The sequence below is a fragment of the Thermodesulfobacteriota bacterium genome (assembly GCA_025062045.1).
In the GTDB taxonomy this organism is placed as follows: domain Bacteria; phylum Desulfobacterota; class Syntrophorhabdia; order Syntrophorhabdales; family JANXAF01; genus JANXAF01.
The window spans coordinates 195,158-214,951 of sequence record JANXAF010000002.1 but is presented as its reverse complement, the minus strand read 5'-3'; the positions used below and the strand labels follow the sequence as shown (position 1 = coordinate 214,951).

Annotated in this window: 19 protein-coding genes; 12 read left to right on the top strand and 7 right to left on the bottom strand. The window is 42.9% G+C overall.

The features are described 5' to 3' along the window. Positions 1-34 precede the first annotated feature (34 nt). From NZ583_02705 to lepB, 6 genes are read left to right on the top strand one after another with little or no spacing between them, the layout of a single operon-like run. The gene (locus NZ583_02705) at positions 35-1,318 is read left to right on the top strand and encodes an acetyl-CoA C-acetyltransferase (GenBank protein MCS7280527.1); all 1,284 of its coding nucleotides are present in this window, start codon (positions 35-37) and stop codon (positions 1,316-1,318) included. Position 1,319: 1 nt separating this feature from the next. Continuing rightward, a complete protein-coding gene (locus NZ583_02700; protein ID MCS7280526.1) occupies positions 1,320-2,102 on the top strand; it encodes an enoyl-CoA hydratase-related protein in 783 nt (260 codons plus the stop codon). Continuing rightward, positions 2,095-2,928: a hypothetical protein gene (locus tag NZ583_02695; GenBank protein ID MCS7280525.1), complete on the top strand. Its 834-nt coding sequence runs from the start codon at positions 2,095-2,097 to the stop codon at positions 2,926-2,928. Before NZ583_02700 ends, NZ583_02695 begins: the two co-directional genes overlap by 8 nt. Next, the gene (locus NZ583_02690) at positions 2,928-3,092 is read left to right on the top strand and encodes a hypothetical protein (GenBank protein MCS7280524.1); all 165 of its coding nucleotides are present in this window, start codon (positions 2,928-2,930) and stop codon (positions 3,090-3,092) included. Before NZ583_02695 ends, NZ583_02690 begins: the two co-directional genes overlap by 1 nt. Beyond that, complete coding sequence (gene argS, locus NZ583_02685) at positions 3,061-4,734, top strand: arginine--tRNA ligase (GenBank protein MCS7280523.1); 1,674 nt, start codon at positions 3,061-3,063, stop codon at positions 4,732-4,734. Before NZ583_02690 ends, argS begins: the two co-directional genes overlap by 32 nt. A 15-nt stretch (positions 4,735-4,749) precedes the next feature. Continuing rightward, positions 4,750-5,373: a signal peptidase I gene (lepB, locus tag NZ583_02680; GenBank protein MCS7280522.1), complete on the top strand. Its 624-nt coding sequence runs from the start codon at positions 4,750-4,752 to the stop codon at positions 5,371-5,373. 2 nt (positions 5,374-5,375) lie between these two features. On the opposite strand, the gene dnaJ is transcribed toward lepB, so the two are convergent. Genes dnaJ through hrcA form a run of 3 tightly spaced genes read right to left on the bottom strand, consistent with a single transcriptional unit; the run spans position 5,376 to position 8,100 of the window. Continuing rightward, positions 5,376-6,413 (bottom strand): molecular chaperone DnaJ, encoded by a 1,038-nt coding sequence (gene dnaJ, locus NZ583_02675; GenBank protein MCS7280521.1) that lies wholly within the window; start codon positions 6,411-6,413, stop codon positions 5,376-5,378. A gap of 14 nt (positions 6,414-6,427) precedes the next feature. Next, complete coding sequence (grpE, locus tag NZ583_02670) at positions 6,428-7,048, bottom strand: nucleotide exchange factor GrpE (protein MCS7280520.1); 621 nt, start codon at positions 7,046-7,048, stop codon at positions 6,428-6,430. 8 nt (positions 7,049-7,056) lie between these two features. Beyond that, the gene (hrcA, locus tag NZ583_02665; GenBank protein ID MCS7280519.1) at positions 7,057-8,100 is read right to left on the bottom strand and encodes a heat-inducible transcriptional repressor HrcA; all 1,044 of its coding nucleotides are present in this window, start codon (positions 8,098-8,100) and stop codon (positions 7,057-7,059) included. A gap of 123 nt (positions 8,101-8,223) precedes the next feature. Between hrcA and NZ583_02660 the strand changes: the two genes are divergently transcribed. From NZ583_02660 to der, 3 genes are read left to right on the top strand one after another with little or no spacing between them, the layout of a single operon-like run. Continuing rightward, positions 8,224-10,656 (top strand): AAA family ATPase, encoded by a 2,433-nt coding sequence (locus tag NZ583_02660; GenBank protein MCS7280518.1) that lies wholly within the window; start codon positions 8,224-8,226, stop codon positions 10,654-10,656. Further along, entirely contained in the window at positions 10,637-11,170 is a 534-nt protein-coding gene (locus NZ583_02655) for a CoA pyrophosphatase (GenBank protein MCS7280517.1), read from the top strand. Before NZ583_02660 ends, NZ583_02655 begins: the two co-directional genes overlap by 20 nt. Positions 11,171-11,188: 18 nt before the next feature. Then, the gene (gene der / locus NZ583_02650) at positions 11,189-12,532 is read left to right on the top strand and encodes a ribosome biogenesis GTPase Der (protein ID MCS7280516.1); all 1,344 of its coding nucleotides are present in this window, start codon (positions 11,189-11,191) and stop codon (positions 12,530-12,532) included. Between the two features lie 83 nt (positions 12,533-12,615). Here der and NZ583_02645 read toward each other — a convergent pair whose 3' ends face one another. Further along, on the bottom strand, positions 12,616-12,852 hold the full coding sequence (locus NZ583_02645; protein ID MCS7280515.1) for a hypothetical protein: 237 nt from the start codon (positions 12,850-12,852) through the stop codon (positions 12,616-12,618). A 124-nt stretch (positions 12,853-12,976) separates the two neighbouring features. Here NZ583_02645 and ssb point away from each other — a divergent pair, with 124 nt between their 5' ends. Genes ssb through NZ583_02630 form a run of 3 tightly spaced genes read left to right on the top strand, consistent with a single transcriptional unit; the run spans position 12,977 to position 16,338 of the window. Beyond that, positions 12,977-13,399 carry a single-stranded DNA-binding protein gene (gene ssb, locus NZ583_02640; GenBank protein ID MCS7280514.1) on the top strand — a complete coding sequence of 141 codons (423 nt, stop codon included), beginning with the start codon at positions 12,977-12,979 and terminating at the stop codon, positions 13,397-13,399. A gap of 52 nt (positions 13,400-13,451) precedes the next feature. Then, the gene (locus tag NZ583_02635; GenBank protein ID MCS7280513.1) at positions 13,452-15,158 is read left to right on the top strand and encodes a proline--tRNA ligase; all 1,707 of its coding nucleotides are present in this window, start codon (positions 13,452-13,454) and stop codon (positions 15,156-15,158) included. After that, a complete protein-coding gene (locus NZ583_02630) occupies positions 15,127-16,338 on the top strand; it encodes a Xaa-Pro peptidase family protein (GenBank protein ID MCS7280512.1) in 1,212 nt (403 codons plus the stop codon). The genes NZ583_02635 and NZ583_02630 overlap by 32 nt, the downstream gene beginning before the upstream one ends. On the opposite strand, the gene NZ583_02625 is transcribed toward NZ583_02630, so the two are convergent. Genes NZ583_02625 through ileS form a run of 3 tightly spaced genes read right to left on the bottom strand, consistent with a single transcriptional unit; the run spans position 16,333 to position 19,750 of the window. Beyond that, positions 16,333-16,566 carry a hypothetical protein gene (locus tag NZ583_02625; protein MCS7280511.1) on the bottom strand — a complete coding sequence of 78 codons (234 nt, stop codon included), beginning with the start codon at positions 16,564-16,566 and terminating at the stop codon, positions 16,333-16,335. The genes NZ583_02630 and NZ583_02625 overlap by 6 nt on opposite strands. Next, positions 16,530-17,024 carry a signal peptidase II gene (gene lspA, locus NZ583_02620; GenBank protein MCS7280510.1) on the bottom strand — a complete coding sequence of 165 codons (495 nt, stop codon included), beginning with the start codon at positions 17,022-17,024 and terminating at the stop codon, positions 16,530-16,532. The genes NZ583_02625 and lspA overlap by 37 nt, the downstream gene beginning before the upstream one ends. Further along, positions 16,997-19,750 carry an isoleucine--tRNA ligase gene (gene ileS / locus NZ583_02615; protein MCS7280509.1) on the bottom strand — a complete coding sequence of 918 codons (2,754 nt, stop codon included), beginning with the start codon at positions 19,748-19,750 and terminating at the stop codon, positions 16,997-16,999. Before ileS ends, lspA begins: the two co-directional genes overlap by 28 nt. Between the last annotated feature and the right edge of the window lie 44 nt (positions 19,751-19,794).

Below are 19,794 nucleotides of genomic sequence, written 5' to 3'. Positions count from 1 at the left end.
TTTTTTTTCAATTTCTCAATGAAAGGAGAATTGCATGAGAGAGGCAGTAATAGTTTCTTGCGTAAGAACTCCAATAGGGCAGTTCGGGCAATCATTAAAAGATGTGCCATGCGTAGAACTTGGTGCTATAGTGATAAAGGAAGCACTAAAAAGGGCTGGCATTAGACCTTCAAGAAGTAAGGATCTTGAATACGCACCTCAGATATTTGGCGGGAATACCCGAACTGAGCTGGAGGATAAATATTACGATTATGATGATTCCCTAAAAGAGGTTATAATCGATGAGGTAATAATGGGTTGTGTTATTCAGGCCGGTCAGGGACAGAATCCCGCAAGGCAGGCAAGTATATACGCCGGGATACCCAAGGAGACGACCGCCTATACTGTGAACCAAGTCTGTGCCTCAGGGCTTAAGGCAATAATATGTGCTATTCAGGCCATCCTATCCGGAGACGCGGATATTATCGTTGCAGGCGGTATGGAGAATATGAGCATGGCTCCTTTTGCCCTTCCAGCCATGAGGTGGGGTGCCCGAATGTTTGACGCGAAAGCTGTCGATCTTATGGTACTCGATGGGGTTTGGGAGATATTCTATGGTTATCATATGGGTGTCACTGCAGAAAACATTGCTGAGAAGTATGGTATCTCTAGGGAAGAGCAGGACAAGTTCGGACTTATGAGCCACCAGAGGGCAAGACAGGCCATAAAAGATGGCCTTTTTAAAGAAGAGATCGTTCCTGTGACCGTGCCACAAAAAAAGGGAGAGCCGATCGTCTTTGATACCGACGAAAGACCGATGGAGACTTCTTTGGAAAAGATGGCCAAGTTACCGCCTGTTTTCAAGAAGGATGGGACAATAACAGCCGGAAATGCATCAGGGATAAACGATGCTGCATCTGCCGTAGTCGTTATGTCGAAAACGAAGGCTTTGGAGCTAGGTATTAAACCCATTGGAAAGATAATTGCATGGGCAAGCGCCGGTGTAGATCCAGCCTATATGGGATTGGGCCCCATCCCTGCAATCAAAAAAGCATTGAAGAAAGCTAATTTGACAATTGATCAGATAGATATAATAGAGTTGAATGAGGCTTTTGCCGCCCAGGCAATTGCCTGCATAAGGGAACTAAACATAAGCATGGACAAATGTAACCTTTTTGGAGGAGGAATATCTCTTGGTCACCCAATAGGTTGCACTGGAGCCAGACTCGTAACAACCGCACTCCACGCCATGAAGAGGATGAACTTAAAATATGGGCTTGTGTCGATGTGCATCGGTGGAGGAATGGGCCTTGCAGCAGTTCTAGAGAGGGAGGAATAAGGTGGCTTACAATAACATTTCTTTCGACATAAAAGATGAAATAGCACTTGTTAAAATCAATAGGCCTAAGGCTCTAAATGCTTTAAATTCTGAGACCCTTGAAGAACTTAAAAACCTTTCCGACGAACTAGAAAAAAGAACGGATGTGAAGATCATCATTCTAACAGGGGAAGGAGACAAGGCATTTGTTGCCGGCGCGGATATCCTTGAGATGAAAGACATGGATCCGACTACTGGAATGGAATTTTCGAAAAAGGGGCATCAGGTTTTGTCCAAACTTGAAAACATGCCTAAGCCCGTAATTGCCGCAGTTAATGGATATGCATTGGGGGGTGGTCTAGAGCTGGCCCTTGCATGTGACATAATATACGCCTCCGATAAAGCGAGACTCGGTTTTCCCGAAGTCACACTCGGAATACATCCCGGGTTCGGCGGAACCCAAAGACTGGCTAGACTTGTGGGGCTGGCAAGGGCAAAGGAACTCATATTTACAGGTAGGGTCGTAACTGCCAAAGAGGCCTTCGAGATGGGTCTTGTGAATAAGGTTGTTCCTCATGATGATCTAATGAAAGAGGTTTTTTCTCTTGCTGAGACGATAAAATCGTGCGGACCTATCGCAGTAAGGTTAGCTAAAGAGTGTGTCAATAAAAGCCTCTATCTCAGTTTGGAGGAGGGGCTCTTCCTTGAGGCAACGAACTTCGGCATATGCTTTGGAACAAAAGACCAAAAGGAGGGGATGACAGCCTTCGTCGAAAAAAGAAAACCTCTCTTTAAGGGTGAATGAACCCCTCCCGATGAGAATAGCTGGAATTCAGTTTTCTTGTTCGCAGGACAAAAATAAAAACATTGACAAGGCATTAGAATTTTTAGACCTTGCCATGGATAAAGGTGTAAGTATCGTGTGTTTTCACGAAATCTTTAACCTATTTTGGTTTCCCAGGGAAAGAAACGGGTCCTTTTTTGACCTCGCCGATGAGCCAAAGTCTTTTCTTTTCAAACCTTTTTTTGAGAGGGCTAAAAAGTATAAAGTTTCTATATTGCTTCCCTTTTTCGAAAAGGCCAGGCATACATACTACAATAGTTGCATGGTCATAAACGGAGAAGGCGAACTTGTAGGTATTTACAGGAAGGTTCACCTAGCTCAGATTCCGCTTTGGGAGGAGGAATATTACTTTTCGAGAGGGTCTGACTTTCCTGTCTTTTCTTTGGGGCCAGTAAAGATAGGTATACAGTTGTCTTGGGACAATCTCTACCCAGAAGGGACCAGAATTTTGGCTTTGAAGGGTGCTCAAATCGTCTTTGCCCCAACGGCCTGTGCATTTAGAACGCAAAATTTATGGGAAACGGTGATAAAGGCAAATGCAATAACTAACGGTCTTTATATCATGAGGGTCAACCGAGTGGGAAGTGAAAGGCAACAGGATTTTTATGGTATGAGCTTCTGTGTCGATCCGGAGGGAGAATTAATATCCGGGCCTGCGGCCATGTACGATAGTCTCATTATTGCCGAAATAGACCTTGATCATCAAAAAAAAGTAAGGGATATGTGGCCCCTTCTTAAAAGGAGACTGCCCGAGGCGTATTCTGAGCTCATAAGGGGGGATTATTAATGGAAAAGACCCTCTGTGTCATCTGTGCGTGGAGGGAAAACTGTCAGAAAAGGTTTATGAGAAGAAACGATATATCCCTTAGATGTCCGGACTTTGTGAGGGATATTACCATAAAAGACGAAGAGAGCGTCAATGATAAAGGCGGAGATAAAAAAGAGACTTAAGAAAGCCTGCCACCTTTTGAAAGCAAAAGGGATAATACCGGAAGAAATTGAAATTGACCCCCATGTGGAGGTTCCCAGAGAGAAGGAATTTGGGGATTATTCGACAAATCTTGCTTTTTATCTATCTAAGGCTTTGAAAAAGGATCCCAAAACGATAGCCCAAATCCTTTTAGAAAACTTGGAAGTGGACGATATTTGTACGGAAAAAAGGGTCGCAGGGGGTGGGTTTTTAAATTTTTATTTAAAAGCCAGTTTTCTGCGTGAGTGTCTTTTTAAAATATTTATCCATGGGATGGAGCCTTTCTTTCCTGCCTTAGGAAGAGAAAAAAGGGTTCTTGTTGAATTTGTGAGTTCCAATCCTACAGGACCTTTACATATAGGTCATGGAAGGTGTGCCGCATTCGGCGATGCCCTTGCCCGGGTTCTCGAAAAGGTCGGTTTCAGCGTTACAAGAGAGTACTATATAAATGATGCCGGAAGGCAGATGGAGACATTAGGCGAATCCGTATATTTACGAATTAAGGAGCTTTCCTCCGAAGAGGTCGATTTCCCCAAGGACTTTTATAAGGGCGAGTATATAAAAGATATCGCGAAAGAGATTTTGCACAAGGGTATTACTCTTCCAAAGGAAAGATCCGAGGCTGTGCGATTTCTAGCCAGATATGCGTCAGATAGAATAATGGAAGGGATAAAGGAGGACTTAGAAAAATTTGGTGTTTTCTTCGATAGTTTCAAAAAGGAGTCAGAGTTCTACGAGTCTGGACTTGTGGATAAAACTATTGGGCTTTTGCAAGAGTCTGGCTATGTTTATGAAAAGGATGGGGCCAAGTGGTTTAAGACAAGCCTATTTGAACAGGATGAGGACAGGGTTCTTGTGAAGTCAGACGGTGAAAAGACTTATTTCGCCTCCGATATCGCTTACCATCGGCAGAAGTTTTTAAGGGGTTATGATCTTCTTATAAATGTCTGGGGTGCTGACCATCACGGATACGTTCCCAGGATAATGGCTGCTCTTTCCGCCCTTAATCTCAATAAGGAGCTCCTAAAAATAATACTTATCCAGTTTGTCACACTCCTTAAAGATGGAAAACCAGTCGGTATGTCAACAAGGGAGGCTACGTTTACCAGTCTTAGAGAACTCGTTGACGAGGTCGGAAAAGATGCCGCAAGGTTCATCTTTCTCACCCGTAAAAACGATGCCCATCTAGAGTTTGATCTCGATTTAGCGAAGAAGAAAAGTAACGAGAACCCAGTTTATTACGTCCAGTATGCTCACGCAAGGATAGAAAGTATTTTGAGAAATGCCCTCGAAGAAGGATTCGAAATAGATTGGCTAACAAAAAGAAGCGTAGATAGAAAAATTTTAGATCTCCTTTCCCTTGAAGACGAGCTGGAGTTAATGAAAGCTTCTAGTCGATTCTTCGAAGTTGTAGAAGACGTTGCAAAGCACTTGGAGCCTCATAGAATAACGTATTATCTTATAGAGCTCGCTCAGAAATTCCACGGTTACTATAATGCCACAAGGATCCTCACTGAAGCCAAAGAGATTTCACAGGCAAGGCTGGTTTTGGTCTTTGTAATAAAGGAGATAATCAAAGAAGGTTTAGGAATGCTAGGAGTGGAAGCTCCTCTTAAGATGTAATTCCACAAAAACCTTATGAATAGAAAAAAAAGTAAAATCAGAGAGTACCTCGAGTCTTTCATTATAGCCCTCGTAATTGCGCTTTTTGTGAGGAGTTTCTTTATTCAGGCTTTTAAAATCCCAAGTAGCTCTATGGAGCCTACGCTCCTCGTTGGGGACCATTTGCTCGTAAACAGGCTAAGTTACGTTGTAAAAGTTCCGTTTACTGACAAGATCATCTACGAGATATCTAAACCCAAAAGGGGCGATGTGATAGTTTTTAGGTACCCCATGGATGAGACTAAGGATTTTATAAAAAGGGTGATAGCGATTGAGGGGGATACTATAGAGATAAAAAACAAAGTAGTGTATTTAAATGGGGAAAAAATAGCAGAACCTTATGCTATCTTTGCTGATCCAATAATCCTTCCGAGAAATGTGGCGCCGAGGGATAACTTTGGTCCCGTAAAGGTGCCCAAGGATTCGTACTTCGTTCTTGGAGACAATCGGGACAGAAGTTTAGACAGCAGGTTTTGGGGATTTGTGAGGAAGGAACATTTGGTAGGAAAGGCATTCATACTTTATTTTTCGTGGAATAAAGAGCCCAAAAATATCTGGGGATATGTAAGATGGGATAGAATCGGGATGCTCATAAGATAGAGCTAGCTCTGCTTCTTAAAAGCTTCTTTTAACTCTTCTAGTAATCGCCTCTGTCTTTCTGTAAGCTCTGTGGGAATTTTGACGTTTAAATAGATTAGCTCATCTCCTCGCCCATACCCTCTCGTTTTTGGGATTCCCATGCCACTTAATCGGATAACTTTCCCTGGCTGCGTTCCGGGTGGAATCTCTATTTTTACATCCCCATCGAGGGTAGGCACCTTTATCTCACCGCCAAGACACAGAGTAGGAAAGTCAACATCCACTCTAACGATGACATTGTCTCCGTCCCTCTCGAATATGGGATGTGGTCTTACATGGATTACGACGTAAAGATCTCCGGGATGAGTATCAGTTGGAGATTTCGCACCTTCTCCTCTGATTCTTAATCTTGTGCCGGAATCTACCCCTGGAGGTATTTTTATATTCAGTCTCTTTTTTGTCTTTACATAGCCCCGTCCTTTACACTCCTTGCAAGGATGATTTATTACGTAACCCTCTCCATAACATGAATCACAAGTCTTGTTTATCGTGAAAAACCCGTGAGTATAACGGATCTGGCCCCTTCCGCCACATGCTCCGCATACGTTGGGTTTGAAACCCGGTTCGATTCTAGTTCCGTTACAGACGGGACATTTTTCTTCCTTTGGAACCTCTATCTCCTTTTCGCACCCGAAAATCGCTTCTTCGAACTCTATCTCTAAATTGTACCTAAGATCTTCTCCTCTTTTTGTTCTTCTTGTCCTTCCGAAAAAGTCGCCGAAGAAATCCTCAAAGAAATCGTCGAATCTCGTTCTAAATCCGAAATCGAATATCGAATCTACGCCGTCTACCGTTCCGTACCGATCGTACTTTGCTCTTTTTTCCGGATCAGAGAGGACTTGGTATGCTTCGTTTATGTCTTTAAATTTTTCTTCTGCTTCTTTGTCGCCAGGGTTTCTATCTGGATGGTACTTTAGTGCGAGCCTTCTGTAGGCCTTTTTTATCTCTTCTTCGGTTGCATTCCTATCTACATTGAGGATCTGATAGTAGTCCTTTGCCACGGATCCAATTCACTCTATGATTCCGCCCTTAGTGATTCGGATTCTTCCTTTGCTTCAGAAGGTCTTTTTGAGACACAGACCATCGCTGGTCTCAGTAGTCTTCCTCCCAAAAGGTAGCCTTTTTGGAACTCACAGAGCACAGTACCTGGCTCACAATCGGTCCTTTCCTCTTCTGTGAAAGCTTCATGGAGGTTTGGATCGAACTTCTGACCAACACATTCTATTCTTGTAACTCCTGCCTTTTCTAAAACTCTAAGAAACTGGTTCAATGTGAGTCGCACACCTTCTTCGATCCCTTTGATATCGCACGTCCTCTGGGCGTGGTCTAACGCTCTTTCAAGGTTATCGATAACAGGAAGAAGCTCTTTTATCAGCACCTCATTTCCGTACCTTATAATGTCTTGCTTCTCCTTTTGCTTGAGCTTCTTGTAATTTTCGAAGTCGGCTTGCAGGTATAAAAGCCTCTCCTTGAGTTCGTTTATGCTTTTCTCTTTCTCCTCAATTGTCTTTTTTAATTCTTCAATTATTTCGTCCTTCTTTTTCCTTTTCTTCTGTTCCTCGTGTTCCTCTTTTGGTTTTATCTCTTCCTGCAAGGTTTCACCTTTCTGTTTTATATCCTCTCCGTTCCCTTGCATGGCACACCTCACATCTTCGTTAAGTAATCCGTCAAAACCTTTGCTGTATAAGTGACAACCGGAATAAGCTTAGAATAATCCATACGAACAGGGCCTATGACTCCTAAAACTCCAGCTCTCTTTTCGTTTATCGCAAAGGAGGAAGCGATAATACTCATATCCTTCATCTCTCTCATCTGGCATTCCTCTCCTACAAGCACAACTACATCTTTCTCAGAAAGACACCTGTCTAGAATGCTTAGAAGTTTTTCCTTCTGTTCGAGGGCTTTAAATATCTCCCTTACCTTGATGATATCTGTAAACTCAGGTAACCCAATGATCTTCGATGTCCCTTCAATGTAGATCTCCCGTTTTTCGCTTCCGGCTATGAGAGAGTCGAGGGATTCTTTTATCTTTGATATGAGGACTTTAAAGTCCTCAGTATCTTTCTTTATCTCTTCGAGAAGTTTTCCCTTAAGTTCAGAAAATGTCAATCCTTCAAATCTTTCATTCATGTACTGTTTCATACTTTCAAGAACACTAAAAGGTATGTTCTCTTCAAGGCTCAACACCCTCTTATACACCATGCCGGAAGACGTGATAAAAAGGACCAAAAGTGATCTATTTGAAAGCTTAACAAACTCGACTCTTTTGAACTGCATCGAATTCAATTTAGGCTCAACAACAATACCAGCATACCTGGAAATCGCGGCAAGGGCACGCGAGGTATCTATCATTACCTCTTCCAAGTGCGTATAACCCTGCTTAAAGTAACTTGAGATTAGCTCTCTTTCCCTTTTTGCAGGAGCCTTAAAGTTGGATAAAGAATCCACGTAGTATCTGAAAGCCTTTCCGGTGGGGATTCTTCCAGAGACAGAATATGGCTTATAAAGGTAACCCTGTTCCTCCAGTTCGTACATTATGTGGCGGATCGTTGCGGCACTAAGTCTATTGTTGAGATAGTTTGACACTAGTTTAGAACCCACGGGCTGAGCTGTATCCATGTATGTCTCAATTATGATTTCCAGTATCCTTTCTTCCCTTTCGGTCAGAGCCATGAATACTCTTAACATAAATTAATAATGCGTCCCATCTTTGTCAAGAAAAGGCAAAAATGACGGCTGTTCGGAAAAAAGTGTTGACGGAAGGAAAGGAAAAAAAATATGTATTATCTAGCTCATACGCAATCCGGAGGGATGGATGTGAGAAAGTTAGGCCCAGAGGATCTCTATAAGGTTTGTGACGAAAGTCTGTTCCCTTTTGAAACGACGGAAGAGCTCGGGGGGGAGTATCAGATTATAGGTCAGAAAAAGGCCCTAAAGGCTATCGACTTTGGCCTCGGGATGAAGAGCTCCGGGTTCAACATCTTCGTCCTTGGAGAAACCGGAAGTGGCAGAATGTCCGTCGTGATGAACCTCGTTCAAGAGGTTGCAAACAAGGAGCCCGTTCCGTCAGATTGGTGCTACGTCTACAATTTTAAAGATCCCGATTCACCCTGCGCTATTTCTCTCGCACCAGGTAAGGGACCTGAGTTCCAAAAAGATATGGAAGAACTTGTAAAGTACTTGAAAACGGAGATACCAAAGGCTTTCGAATCAAAAGAGTATGAGGTTCAGAAAAACAAGATCATAGGCGAATTTCAGGAAAAGCAGGAAGAATATTTAAGAAAGCTTGAAGAGGAGGCGCGATCACAGGGTTTTCTCCTTCGGAAAACACCGGCTGGCATACTTATAGTTCCAGCGAAAGTCTCAGGCGAACCTCTAACCAGAGACGAATTTGATGCTCTAGATGAACCGACAAGAAGGCTTCTTGAGGAAAGGGGGAGGGTATTACAAGAAAAGTTAAATGACGTTCTAAGGGCTTTAAAACAGGCAGAAAGATTGGTGAACGAAATGATTTCTCGTCTTGAAAAAATGATAGCCCTTGAGGTTTTGCAGCCAGCTGTGGATGCCTTAAAGAAGAAATACGGTGACAACAAAAAGATTTTATCATACCTGGAAGACGTAAAGGAGGATATCTTATCCAACATCGAGGATTTTAGAGCCCAGCCTGATATCCCTTCACCGTTTCCCTTCCTCAAACTCCCAAAGATTGAACCGTCATTTAGCAAATACTCTGTAAATGTTCTTGTCAGTAACGGGGATAGGACGGGGGCTCCTGTTATTTTTGAGAGTAACCCTTCATACCTTAATCTTTTTGGAAGGATAGAGTACAAGTACCTCTATGGGATTGCGGTTACGGATTTTACCATGATAAAACCCGGTTCCCTCCACAAGGCCAATGGTGGCTATCTTGTTCTATACATTGAGGATCTATTGAAGAACATATTCTCTTACGATGCGTTAAAGAGGGCACTCAAAAATAAGGAGATAAAAATAGAGGATGTTCTTGAGCAGTATAGGCTTATGAGCACATCTGCCCTCAAACCCGAACCCATACCTTTAGATGTGAAGGTCATAGTGATCGGCAATCCTTTTTATTACTACATCCTTTACAATCTCGACGAAGAGTGGAGAAACCTCTTTAAGGTAAAGGCGGACTTCGACACAAGAATGGAGAGAAATGAGGAAAACATAAAAAGGTACGCATCTTTTATATCCTACATCCAAAAGGCTGAAAACCTTCTCCCCTTTGATAGGTCAGCGTGCGCAAGAGTGGTAGAGTATGGTTCAAGACTTGCGGAACATAAGGAAAAGCTATCAACAAAGTTTGGTCAAATAGCAGATCTTCTAAGAGAGGCCAACTACTGGGCTAAGCAAGAAAATTCCAACGTCGTAAGTGGCAGGCACGTACTTAAAGCGCTTGAAGAAAAAATATACAGGGTAAACAGGCTCGAAGAGAAACTGAGGGAAATGATGTTAGAAGGTACACTAATCGTTGACACCGAAGAGGAAAAGGTTGGCCAGATAAATGGGCTTGCCATCTTGGATCTCGGTGATTATAGTTTTGGAAAGCCGTCAAGAATAACCGCTAAAACCTACGCGGGAAGGGCTGGTATCGTAAATATAGAAAGGGAAACGAAGTTGAGCGGAAGGATACATGAGAAGGCGATATTTATCATTTCGAGTTATCTCGGTAGCAAATATTCGACAAAGAAACCTATTACACTTTCGGCATCCATAACGTTTGAGCAGCTTTACGAGATGGTTGAGGGTGATAGCGCAACGTGCGCCGAGCTTTACGCACTCATAAGCAGTATCGCGAATTTACCTTTGAAACAGAGCATTGCTGTCACAGGATCTATGGATCAAAACGGAGAGGTACAGCCGGTAGGCGGTATAAACGAGAAAATAGAAGGATTCTTTGAACTATGTCGGATGAGGGGTTTAAATGGATCACATGGCGTCATAATCCCAGAAAGAAACGTTAAAAATCTCATGCTCAAAAAGGACGTGGTCGATGCTGTACGGGAAGGGAAATTCACAATATACGCTATAAAAGAGATGGAGGAGGGACTCGAGATACTGACAGGTTTACCTGCAGGAAAAATGCGGGAAGATGGCACCTACCCCGAGGATACTATCAATTATCTTGTCATGAAAAGACTCACTGAAATAACGGAGGCCATGGAGAAAAAGAAGGAGGAGGAAGAGGAAAAGAAAAAAAAGGATGAATCCAATAACCCGTAAGGAAATAGAAAGGAAGATATCACTTTATGAGCCAAAAAAAATAAAAGATGATAGGGCAAAAAGAGCCGCTGTCCTTGTGCCGATATACGCAGGGACAGAACCTCTTTCCATAATTCTCACGAAGAGAACTACGGAGGTTCGGATCCACAAGGGTGAAGTATCTTTTCCTGGTGGTGTGTGTGAGAAAACCGATGGAAATACTCTGGATGCGGCACTCCGTGAGTCTTTTGAAGAAATAGGATTAAAAAGACAAGATTTAGAGGTGCTCGGTAGGCTGGACGATTTGTATACAATATCCGGTTACCTTGTCTCTCCGTATGTTGCCTGGATAAATTCGCCCTATAATTTTAGGCTCAGTCGGAGGGAGGTTGCATTTTTGATATTTTTGCCTCTCGATATAATCCTCTCTCCTGACTTTAAAAACGAAGATTCTCTCATCTACAGTGGCGAAACAATATTTGGGGCGACCTTAAGGATCTTAAAAAATTTGAGTTCCGTCATAATCTCGGATTAGAGGCTTTGGCTGCAAAAGATGGAAGGATCCCGCATCGAGACTGTAAAGAGAAATTTACCTTTAGTTGCGATAATTGGAAGACCGAATGTTGGAAAATCTACTCTCTTTAACAGGATATCCGGATCAAAGAAGGCCATCGTAGAAGACATACCCGGGGTCACAAGGGACCGCAATTATGCCAGGTGTGAGTACAACGGGGTTAGCTTTATGCTCTGTGATACAGGTGGTTTTGACGTTGGATCGAAGGATAGCATAGCCCTAGGTGTCAAGAAACAGATTGAAAGGGCTCTCGAAGAGTCAGACGTCATAGTTTACCTTTTCGATGTCACTGAGGGTCTCCTTCCGGAAGACGAGGAGGGAATAAGAATCATAAGAAAGGCAAACAAGCCTGTCTTCTACGTGGTTAATAAGATAGACAGCGAAAAAAAGATCAAGGATTTGTCTGAGTTTTACGCACTCGGTATGGATAGAATTTTTCCCATAAGTGCTCTTCATGGGAGAAACCTCACCGAACTTTTAGAATCGCTGACATTAGCGCTAAGAGCCTTTCAGGGAGAAGACACTTCTGAGGAGGAAGAACCTTTAAAGATAGCCATAATTGGGAGACCCAACACAGGAAAGTCATCCATCGTTAACGCAATAGTTGGAGATGAGCGCATGATAACTAGTGAAATTCCTGGAACAACAAGGGATGCCATTGATACTGAAATTGTTTTTCATAAAAGAAGGTTTGTCATAATAGACACGGCCGGCATAAGAAAGAAAAGTAAGGTCAATACGGTGGTGGAAGTAAAATCTGTTGCAAGCGCTATAAAGACCATAGAAAGATCCGACATAGTCAATCTCATCGTCGACGCACACGAAGGGGTAAGCCACCAAGAAGCCTCTCTCGTCCATACTGTGCTTAACTATGGAAAAGGACTTGTAATAGTCGTAAATAAGTGGGACTTGGTAGAGACGAGGATGGAAGAAGAAGAGTATCTGAGACTTTTGAGAGCAAGAATTCCCCATGCTAGCTTTTGTCCTTGCATCTTCGTTTCGGCACTAAAAAAGAAGAACATCGACAAAATATTATATGCCGATATTCAAGTCGACTCGGAGATGAAAAAAAGGATTGAGACTTCCGAGCTTAACCGTGCCTTGACAAGTATTTTGGAGGAAAGGCAGCCTCCCTCCGCGGGGGGAAGAACTGTAAAGATATACTACGCAACTCAGGTGGGTATCTGTCCGCCATCTTTTGTATTCTTTTCAAACCATCCGCAGTCCATACCCGCGCACTATAAAAAATACTTAGAGAATTCCTTAAGGGAAAGATACGGTTTTTTGGGCTGTCCGCTCAGGCTAAAGTTCAAAAAAAAATAGCGGCAGTTCTTTACTATTTCTTTTTGCTCGTTGTTTTTTTTCTTTGTTGTCTTTTCCTTTTTTGATGCCATCCCTTGCCCCTTCTATTTATGCTCTTCCTTTCCTAGATCGATCCTTCCGTGACGGATAGGGAAGGAAGATATATTCGTTCCTAGAGAGGATGCCTTCTTTTCAAAAACTTCATGTTCCTCCTTGTTCAGCCTCATAATAACGCGTATCGATCTTTTTTCCTTTCCCGATTTTCTTTTTTTCACGGTATGTTCGTACAACAAAGAATGTCTAGTGACAATAAAAAGATCTAGAAGAAATGCCTTCGGCATTTTTTTTGATACAAGAGATATGCTGAAAGTTAACTTTTCGTTTTAAACTGTATATCTCAAATGCCGATTGACTTTTTCCCGAGCTTACTATAACTTTACTAAGACATCATCTTTCGGGGGTAAAATGGCCGGTGTGAATAAAGTGATACTTGTCGGAAGGCTAGGAGCAGATCCTGAACTGAGGCACACCGCTGATGGTATACCTGTTGCCACCTTCAATGTGGCCACAACAGAGGTAAGAAGGGACAAAAACGGCAATAGATTCGAGAAAACAGAATGGCATAGGGTAATCGCTTGGAGAAAACTTGGTGAGATATGCGGGGAATATCTAAAAAAGGGGAGACTAGTGTACATAGAGGGTAGGATCCAGTCAAGAGAATACGAGGGTAAAGACGGGATAAAAAGGAGAGCTTACGAAATAGTTGCAACCGATTTAAGAATGCTCCCAACACCACCACCCCAGGAAGACATACAGAAAGAGCCAGGTCTCCAAGAGGAGATCGAGGAAGAGTTTCCGCATGAAGAGGATGAGGATATCCCACTCTGAAAAAAGGGTTCGCTCCATATAAGATCTCTCAGCTAATTAAGTGGAGGACAGAATGAGATTCTCAAGGGTGTTCTATTTTCCTTTGAAGGAGGACCCTAAAGATGCTGAAGTTATAAGCCATAAACTAATGGTTCGAGCTTCGTTCATCATGCGGCTATCTTCTGGCATTTACAGCTGGCTACCCCTAGGTCTCAAATGCATACGTAAAATAGAAAACATAATCCGGGATGAGATGAATAAAAAAGGTGCCCAGGAGATACTTATGCCTATTGTCCAGCCCAAAGAGCTGTGGACAGAAAGCAAAAGATGGGAAAAGTACGGAAAGGAACTTTTGCGATTTAGAGACAGAAATGAAAGAGAGCTCTGTCTTGCCCCTACCCATGAAGAGGTAGTGACAGATATAGCAAGGAGAGAAATCCGTTCTTACAGGGATATGCCTCTCATTCTTTACCAGATACATACAAAGTTCAGAGACGAAATAAGACCGAGGTTTGGAGTGATGCGGGCTAGAGAATTCGTGATGAAGGACGCTTATAGCTTCGACCGTTCTGAAGAAGATGCGGAAAAAAGTTACGCTGCCATGTACGATGCTTATGCCAATATATTTAGAAGGTGTGGACTTACATTTACGGTTGTAGAAGCGGACACGGGCGAAATAGGAGGAAGTTTCTCTCATGAATTTATGGTCCTTGCCGAAACTGGGGAAGACATAATATTTTTCTGCGAAAAATGCGGCTACAGTGCAAACCATGAAAAAGCAGAGATAGGGGGAAATTTCAAGTTAAGTGGAAAGAGAGGAAATTACAAAAAGGTCCTCACTCCCAATAAAAGAAAGGTCGAGGAGGTCGCAGAGTACTTGAATGTTCCGAAAGAACGGATCCTAAAAACGCTTCTTTACAAGAGCGAAAAAGGGACATTCGGTGTACTGATAAGAGGGGACAGGGAAGTAAACGAAACGAAGTTAAAGAATCTTTTAAACCTCGATTTTGTCGAACTTTTAAGCGGTGACGAGATAGAAAGAATTACTGGAGCACCTCTCGGTTTTTCTGGCCCTCTTGGCCTTTCGATCCCGCTATACGCTGACAAAGAGGTGGGTCAAATGGAGGACTTCGTTGTCGGAGGAAACGAGGCAGATACACATATATTAGGGGTCAACGTATCTGACTTGGAAGTTAGGGGTTTTTACGACCTAAGATACGCTCAAATTGGCGACCCTTGTCCTAGGTGCGAGGGAAGTCTCCTTTCCAAAAGGGGGATTGAGGTGGGTCATATATTCAAACTGGGAACCAAGTACAGCGAGGCGATGAACGCTAAGTTTCTGGATAGAGATGGTAGGGAAAAGTACATAGTTATGGGTTGTTACGGGATAGGTGTGGGAAGGACTCTTGCCGCCGCAATCGAGCAAAAACACGATAAAAACGGTATGATCCTTCCCATTTCCATTGCCCCTTTTGAAGTTACTGTTCTTCCAATAAATGTCACCGATTCCTATTCTATGGAAGTGGCCGAGAGAGTTTACACCGAGCTTATAGATGCCGGTGTTGATGCGTTACTCGACGACAGGGATGAAAGACCGGGCGTGAAGTTTAAGGACTGTGATCTTATAGGTGTGCCAATTAGGGTGACAATTGGCGAAAAAAACCTAAAAGAGGGATATGTGGAGATAAAGATGAGAGATTCTGAAAATACTGAAAAGGTAAAGAAAGAAGAGGTGGTAAGGAGGGTTAATGAGTACGTCCGAAAACATAAGTCTAACTGAATGCGCCTCCCTTTCAGAGCTTCAAGCAAGGATAAAAAACCTCAAGGATCACATGGAAAAGAGTGGCCTTTGTTGTGCAATAATCCTTCAGAACGCCGACGTATACTACTTTACGGGAACCACCCAGAAGTCCGTTCTTTTTGTGCCGCTAGAGGATGAACCCATTTTATTCGTCGAAAAAAATCAGGAAAGGGCAAGGATCGAATCTCCCATATCCCAAATCCCTATCAAAAGTGAGAAGGACCTAAAGGGTCATATCGAGAAGTACCTAACTAAGGGAAAAAGGTGTGGGATGGAGTTGGATGTGATTCCTGTACTTATCTACGAGAGGTGGAAAAAGATACTGAAGGACCATGAGATTGAGGATATATCCAGGGCTCTTAGGGAAATAAGGGCTGTAAAAAGTGAGTTCGAAATCTCGCAGATCAAAAAATCGGGCATGATCATTCGAAAGGTCTTCGACGAGGCAAAAAAAGTGATAGCCGAGGGCGAAAGGGAGCTCGATGTAGCTGCCAGACTCGAGTATGTAGGAAGAATCAATGGCCATCAAGGTTTTCTCCGCATGCGAGGAATGAATCAAGAAATGATGAACATCTACGTCATTCACGGGCTCACAAGCACAATCGCCTCCTTCGCGGATGTCCCCATATCAGGCTATGGAATTACTCCGGCAATCGCCCAGGGTCCTTCATTTAACCGTATAGAAAGAGGGGTGCCTACCCTTGTCGATTACGGTGGCGGATATAACGGTTATATTACAGACGAAACAAGACTCTTTCTTATAGGCGAATGGAAGGACGAGATTATGAGGAGGGCCTACGAGTGTTCCTTTGAGATAATTAGTGAGGTCCAATCTTTTGGTAAAGAAGGGGTAGATGCTACTGAAATCTTCAGTAAAGCAAAAAGCCTTGCAAAAAGGGCTGGCCTTGATGAGTTTTTCATGGGTTATGGCCAGACAAAGGTCAGTTTTGTTGGCCATGGACTCGGTCTTGAGATAAATGAACTTCCCGTTATTACTGAAAAACGAAAGATGATTCTTAAAGAAGGCATGGTATTCGCCTTTGAACCCAAATTCGTAATCCCCGGTCTCGGTGCCTCGGGACTTGAGGTAGACTTCATAGTAAGGAAGTGGGGCCTAGAGAGAGTTACGGATTTTCCACTAGAAGTTCAAGTCCTATGACCTTTTATACTTTTCGTTAAGTAACCTTCTGAATCTTGGGGCATAGATAATATCGAAGGTCTCTTCTTTATCCGGAAATAGGATCAAGGCGTGCTTTTTTACACCTTCAAAGATTCTTAACGCCTCATCATGCGAAATATCGTTAATTCTGATAAAGTTTAAGGCAAAGTCGACTATAAATCTCAGCCTTTTTAGTTTTCTTTCTTCTTCTCTTGCTTCGTCGTCCACGCTAAACTCCAACTTAACTCTCTCAAAAGAAAAAGTATAACCCCTGCTGTTATGCCTGTATCAGCCACATTGAATGCAGGCCAGTGAAAGCCTCTGTAGTGGAAGTCCAGAAAGTCTAAAACGTATCCTTTCGTTATTCTGTCATATAGATTACCGAGGGCTCCCCCGAGAATGAGTAAAAGGGCCACCCTCTGAGAAAGGACAAGGTTACCTTTGATGAGTAAAAAGAAGATCGTTCCCACAACTAAAAGGGGCAACAAAGTAAAAACGATGAATGAATATTCGGATCCGGAAAGGAGACTGAAAGCCCCGCCATAGTTTTTCACATGGACAAGGGAAAAAAAAGGAAGATACTCGATTTCTTGACCATAGGGCAAGTTTTTTTCAATCAACTTTTTTGTCACTTGATCTAAGACAAATACAAACGCGCTTATAAGGAAGAGAGAATATCTGCGCATCTACCACATACATTTACATAGTTTCCGTAATTTCCAGTATCTTCCGAGTAGTGCCAACATCTCTCACACTTTCTACCCTCGGCCTTTCCAACTTCTACAAAAAAAGCCTCGCCCTTATTTATCTTCAGCTGGGACACTATAAGAATCTCGCGGAGCTCGTCTTTAAGCGGTATTAAAGCATTGTAGTCATCCTCTTTGAGAGAAAGCGTAACTTTTGCATCAAGGGAGTGGCCTATTAGTTTTTCGTTTCTCTTTTCTTCGATCTTTTTGTTAGTTGCGTCCTTCATATGGAGTATCTTCTCCCATAGGGCCTCTATCTCGGGATTTTTAAATCTTTTTTCTACCTCAGGAAATCCATTGAGAAATACACTATCTTCTGCGTTGAAACCCTTAAGATGGAGCCACATTTCCTCTGCTGTCGTAGAAAGAATAGGAGCGATAAGCTTTACCAGACTTACAAGTATCTGGTACATCGTATGTTGAGTACCCCTTCTTTTAGGTGAGTCTTTCCTTTCAACATAAAGCCTGTCTTTCACGATGTCCAGATAAAGGGCGCTCAAATCAACCGCGCAGAAGTTAAGAACCGTGTGGTATATCACGTGGAAATTGTACTCCATGTAAGCTTCCTTACACTTAAGCACCACATCGTATAGACGAGAAAGGATCCATTTATCGACAAAGGAAAGCTGTTCGTACGGGATAGAATCTTTGTCAGGACGAAAATCGTAAAGATTTGCATGTAGAAAACGTAGTGTGTTTCTTATTCTCCTATAAGTTTCAACAAGCCTCAAAACTATTTCGTTAGAAATTCTCATGTCATTTCTGAAATCCTCGTATGTCACCCAAAGTCTCAATATCTCAGCGCCGTACTTATCGATTATCTCGTAGGGTGCGATTATGTTACCTAACGACTTCGACATTTTTCTTCCAGTTCCATCTACCACAAACCCATGTGTCAGTACAGTCTTATAAGGCGCTCTGTCCTCGTTAGCCACAGAGGTAAGAAGTGAGCTATGAAACCAACCCCTGTGCTGGTCAGAACCTTCAAGGTAAAGATCGGCTGGAAATTTGAGCTCCTTCCTTTTTTTGCATACAGCCGCCCAGCTAACACCGGAGTCAAACCAAACGTCTATTATGTCTTCCTCCTTTCTGAATTCACTTCCACCACAATTACCGCAGCGTGCATCTCCAGGGAGGAAATACGAGGCATTCTCCTCAAACCAAACATCCGCACCTCGTTTTTTTACTTCCTCTATGACCTTTCTGAAACTCTCCTCCGACCAGTATGGATCGCCACACTTCAAACAGTAAAAAATGGTTATGGGGATTCCCCAGCTCCTCTGCCTCGATATACACCAGTCGGGCCTTGCAAGAAGCATATTGTATATTCTTTCCCTACCCCATTTTGGAACCCATTTTACCTTATCGATTTCCCGAAGAGCCCTAGTTCTTAGGTCCTTTTTGTCGAGAGAGATGAACCACTGCTCTGTTGCCCTAAAGATTACCGGTTTTTTGCACCTCCAGCAGTGAGGGTAGGAATGTTCCGTCTCTTCGCTATAAAAGAGCATCTTCCTCTCTTTCAGTTTCTCGATTATGAATCTGTTTGCCTCAAACACATTTAAACCTTTAAATTCTTCAACATCTTCTGTGAATCTTCCCCGCTCGTCGACGGGTGAATAACATTCGAGTCCATACTCGAGACCGGTTTCGTAATCCTCCTCCCCATGGCCAGGTGCTATGTGGACAACTCCCGTACCCACATCTTTTGCAACATATTGGGCGAATACCACTATAGAATCACGTTCGTAAAAGGGGTGTCTGAATTTCAGATCCTTTAGGACATCATTTCTCAAAGTACCAGAGATTTCATACTCTACGTAGCCACCCTTTTTCATAAGGTCTTCCATGAGCTCCCGAACGGCGATGTAAATTTCATTTTGCGTCTCCACCGTAACATACTCATACTCGGGATTTATGGCGAGAGCAAGATTCGCAGGCAACGTCCATGGGGTCGTTGTCCAACAGAGGATAAAGACTGGCTTATGAGAAAGACCGCAAAGCTTCGTTCGATACTCCTCTTTCAGAGGAAATTTAACGTAAATAGATATGGTCTTTTCCATCTCGTACTCTATTTCTGCCTCAGCAAGGGCCGTAACACAGTTTATGCACCAGTAGACCGGTTTTTTCTTCCTATAAACCTCACCCCTTAAAAAGAACTTCATCATTTCTTCGATGATTGAGGCCTGATAGTCATAATCCATCGTTATGTAGGGTCTTTCCCAGTCCCCAAAACAGCCCAGCCTTTTAAACTCTTCCCTCTGGATGTTTATATACTTTTCTGCATAAGCTCTGCAGAGCTTTCTCATCTCGAGTTTAGACGGATTTAAATTCTTCTCTTTGAGCTCCTTCTCTATCTGATGCTCTATTGGAAGGCCATGGCAGTCCCAACCGGGAACAAAGTCTGCTCGGTAACCGAACATGAACCTCGACTTTACTATAATGTCTTTGAGGATTTTGTTTAGAGCCGTTCCCAAATGAATATGGCCATTAGCGTACGGAGGACCGTCGTGTAGCACAAAACTTTCACTATTTTCAAACTTTTTGAGAAGGGTTCCATAAACGTCTATCTTACTCCAGTACTCCAGTATCTCCTTCTCTTTCTGCGGAAGGTTCGCCTTCATTGGAAACTCTGTCTTCGGGAGGTTGAGTGTGTCTTTGTAATCCATAAAGAAGTCCCTTTAAAAAGCTTCGGTTTCTAAGGTTAGCACAA

Coding starts and splice junctions, on each gene's coding strand:
- NZ583_02705 (MCS7280527.1), top strand. CDS start 35: ATGAGAGAGGCAGTAATAGTTTCTTGCGTAAGAACTCCAATAGGGCAG.
- NZ583_02690 (MCS7280524.1), top strand. CDS start 2,928: ATGGAAAAGACCCTCTGTGTCATCTGTGCGTGGAGGGAAAACTGTCAG.
- argS (MCS7280523.1), top strand. CDS start 3,061: ATGATAAAGGCGGAGATAAAAAAGAGACTTAAGAAAGCCTGCCACCTT.
- lepB (MCS7280522.1), top strand. CDS start 4,750: ATGAATAGAAAAAAAAGTAAAATCAGAGAGTACCTCGAGTCTTTCATT.
- grpE (MCS7280520.1), bottom strand. CDS start 7,048: ATGCAAGGGAACGGAGAGGATATAAAACAGAAAGGTGAAACCTTGCAG.
- hrcA (MCS7280519.1), bottom strand. CDS start 8,100: ATGTTAAGAGTATTCATGGCTCTGACCGAAAGGGAAGAAAGGATACTG.
- NZ583_02660 (MCS7280518.1), top strand. CDS start 8,224: ATGGATGTGAGAAAGTTAGGCCCAGAGGATCTCTATAAGGTTTGTGAC.
- NZ583_02655 (MCS7280517.1), top strand. CDS start 10,637: ATGAATCCAATAACCCGTAAGGAAATAGAAAGGAAGATATCACTTTAT.
- der (MCS7280516.1), top strand. CDS start 11,189: ATGGAAGGATCCCGCATCGAGACTGTAAAGAGAAATTTACCTTTAGTT.
- NZ583_02645 (MCS7280515.1), bottom strand. CDS start 12,852: ATGCCGAAGGCATTTCTTCTAGATCTTTTTATTGTCACTAGACATTCT.
- ssb (MCS7280514.1), top strand. CDS start 12,977: ATGGCCGGTGTGAATAAAGTGATACTTGTCGGAAGGCTAGGAGCAGAT.
- NZ583_02635 (MCS7280513.1), top strand. CDS start 13,452: ATGAGATTCTCAAGGGTGTTCTATTTTCCTTTGAAGGAGGACCCTAAA.
- NZ583_02630 (MCS7280512.1), top strand. CDS start 15,127: ATGAGTACGTCCGAAAACATAAGTCTAACTGAATGCGCCTCCCTTTCA.
- lspA (MCS7280510.1), bottom strand. CDS start 17,024: ATGCGCAGATATTCTCTCTTCCTTATAAGCGCGTTTGTATTTGTCTTA.
- ileS (MCS7280509.1), bottom strand. CDS start 19,750: ATGGATTACAAAGACACACTCAACCTCCCGAAGACAGAGTTTCCAATG.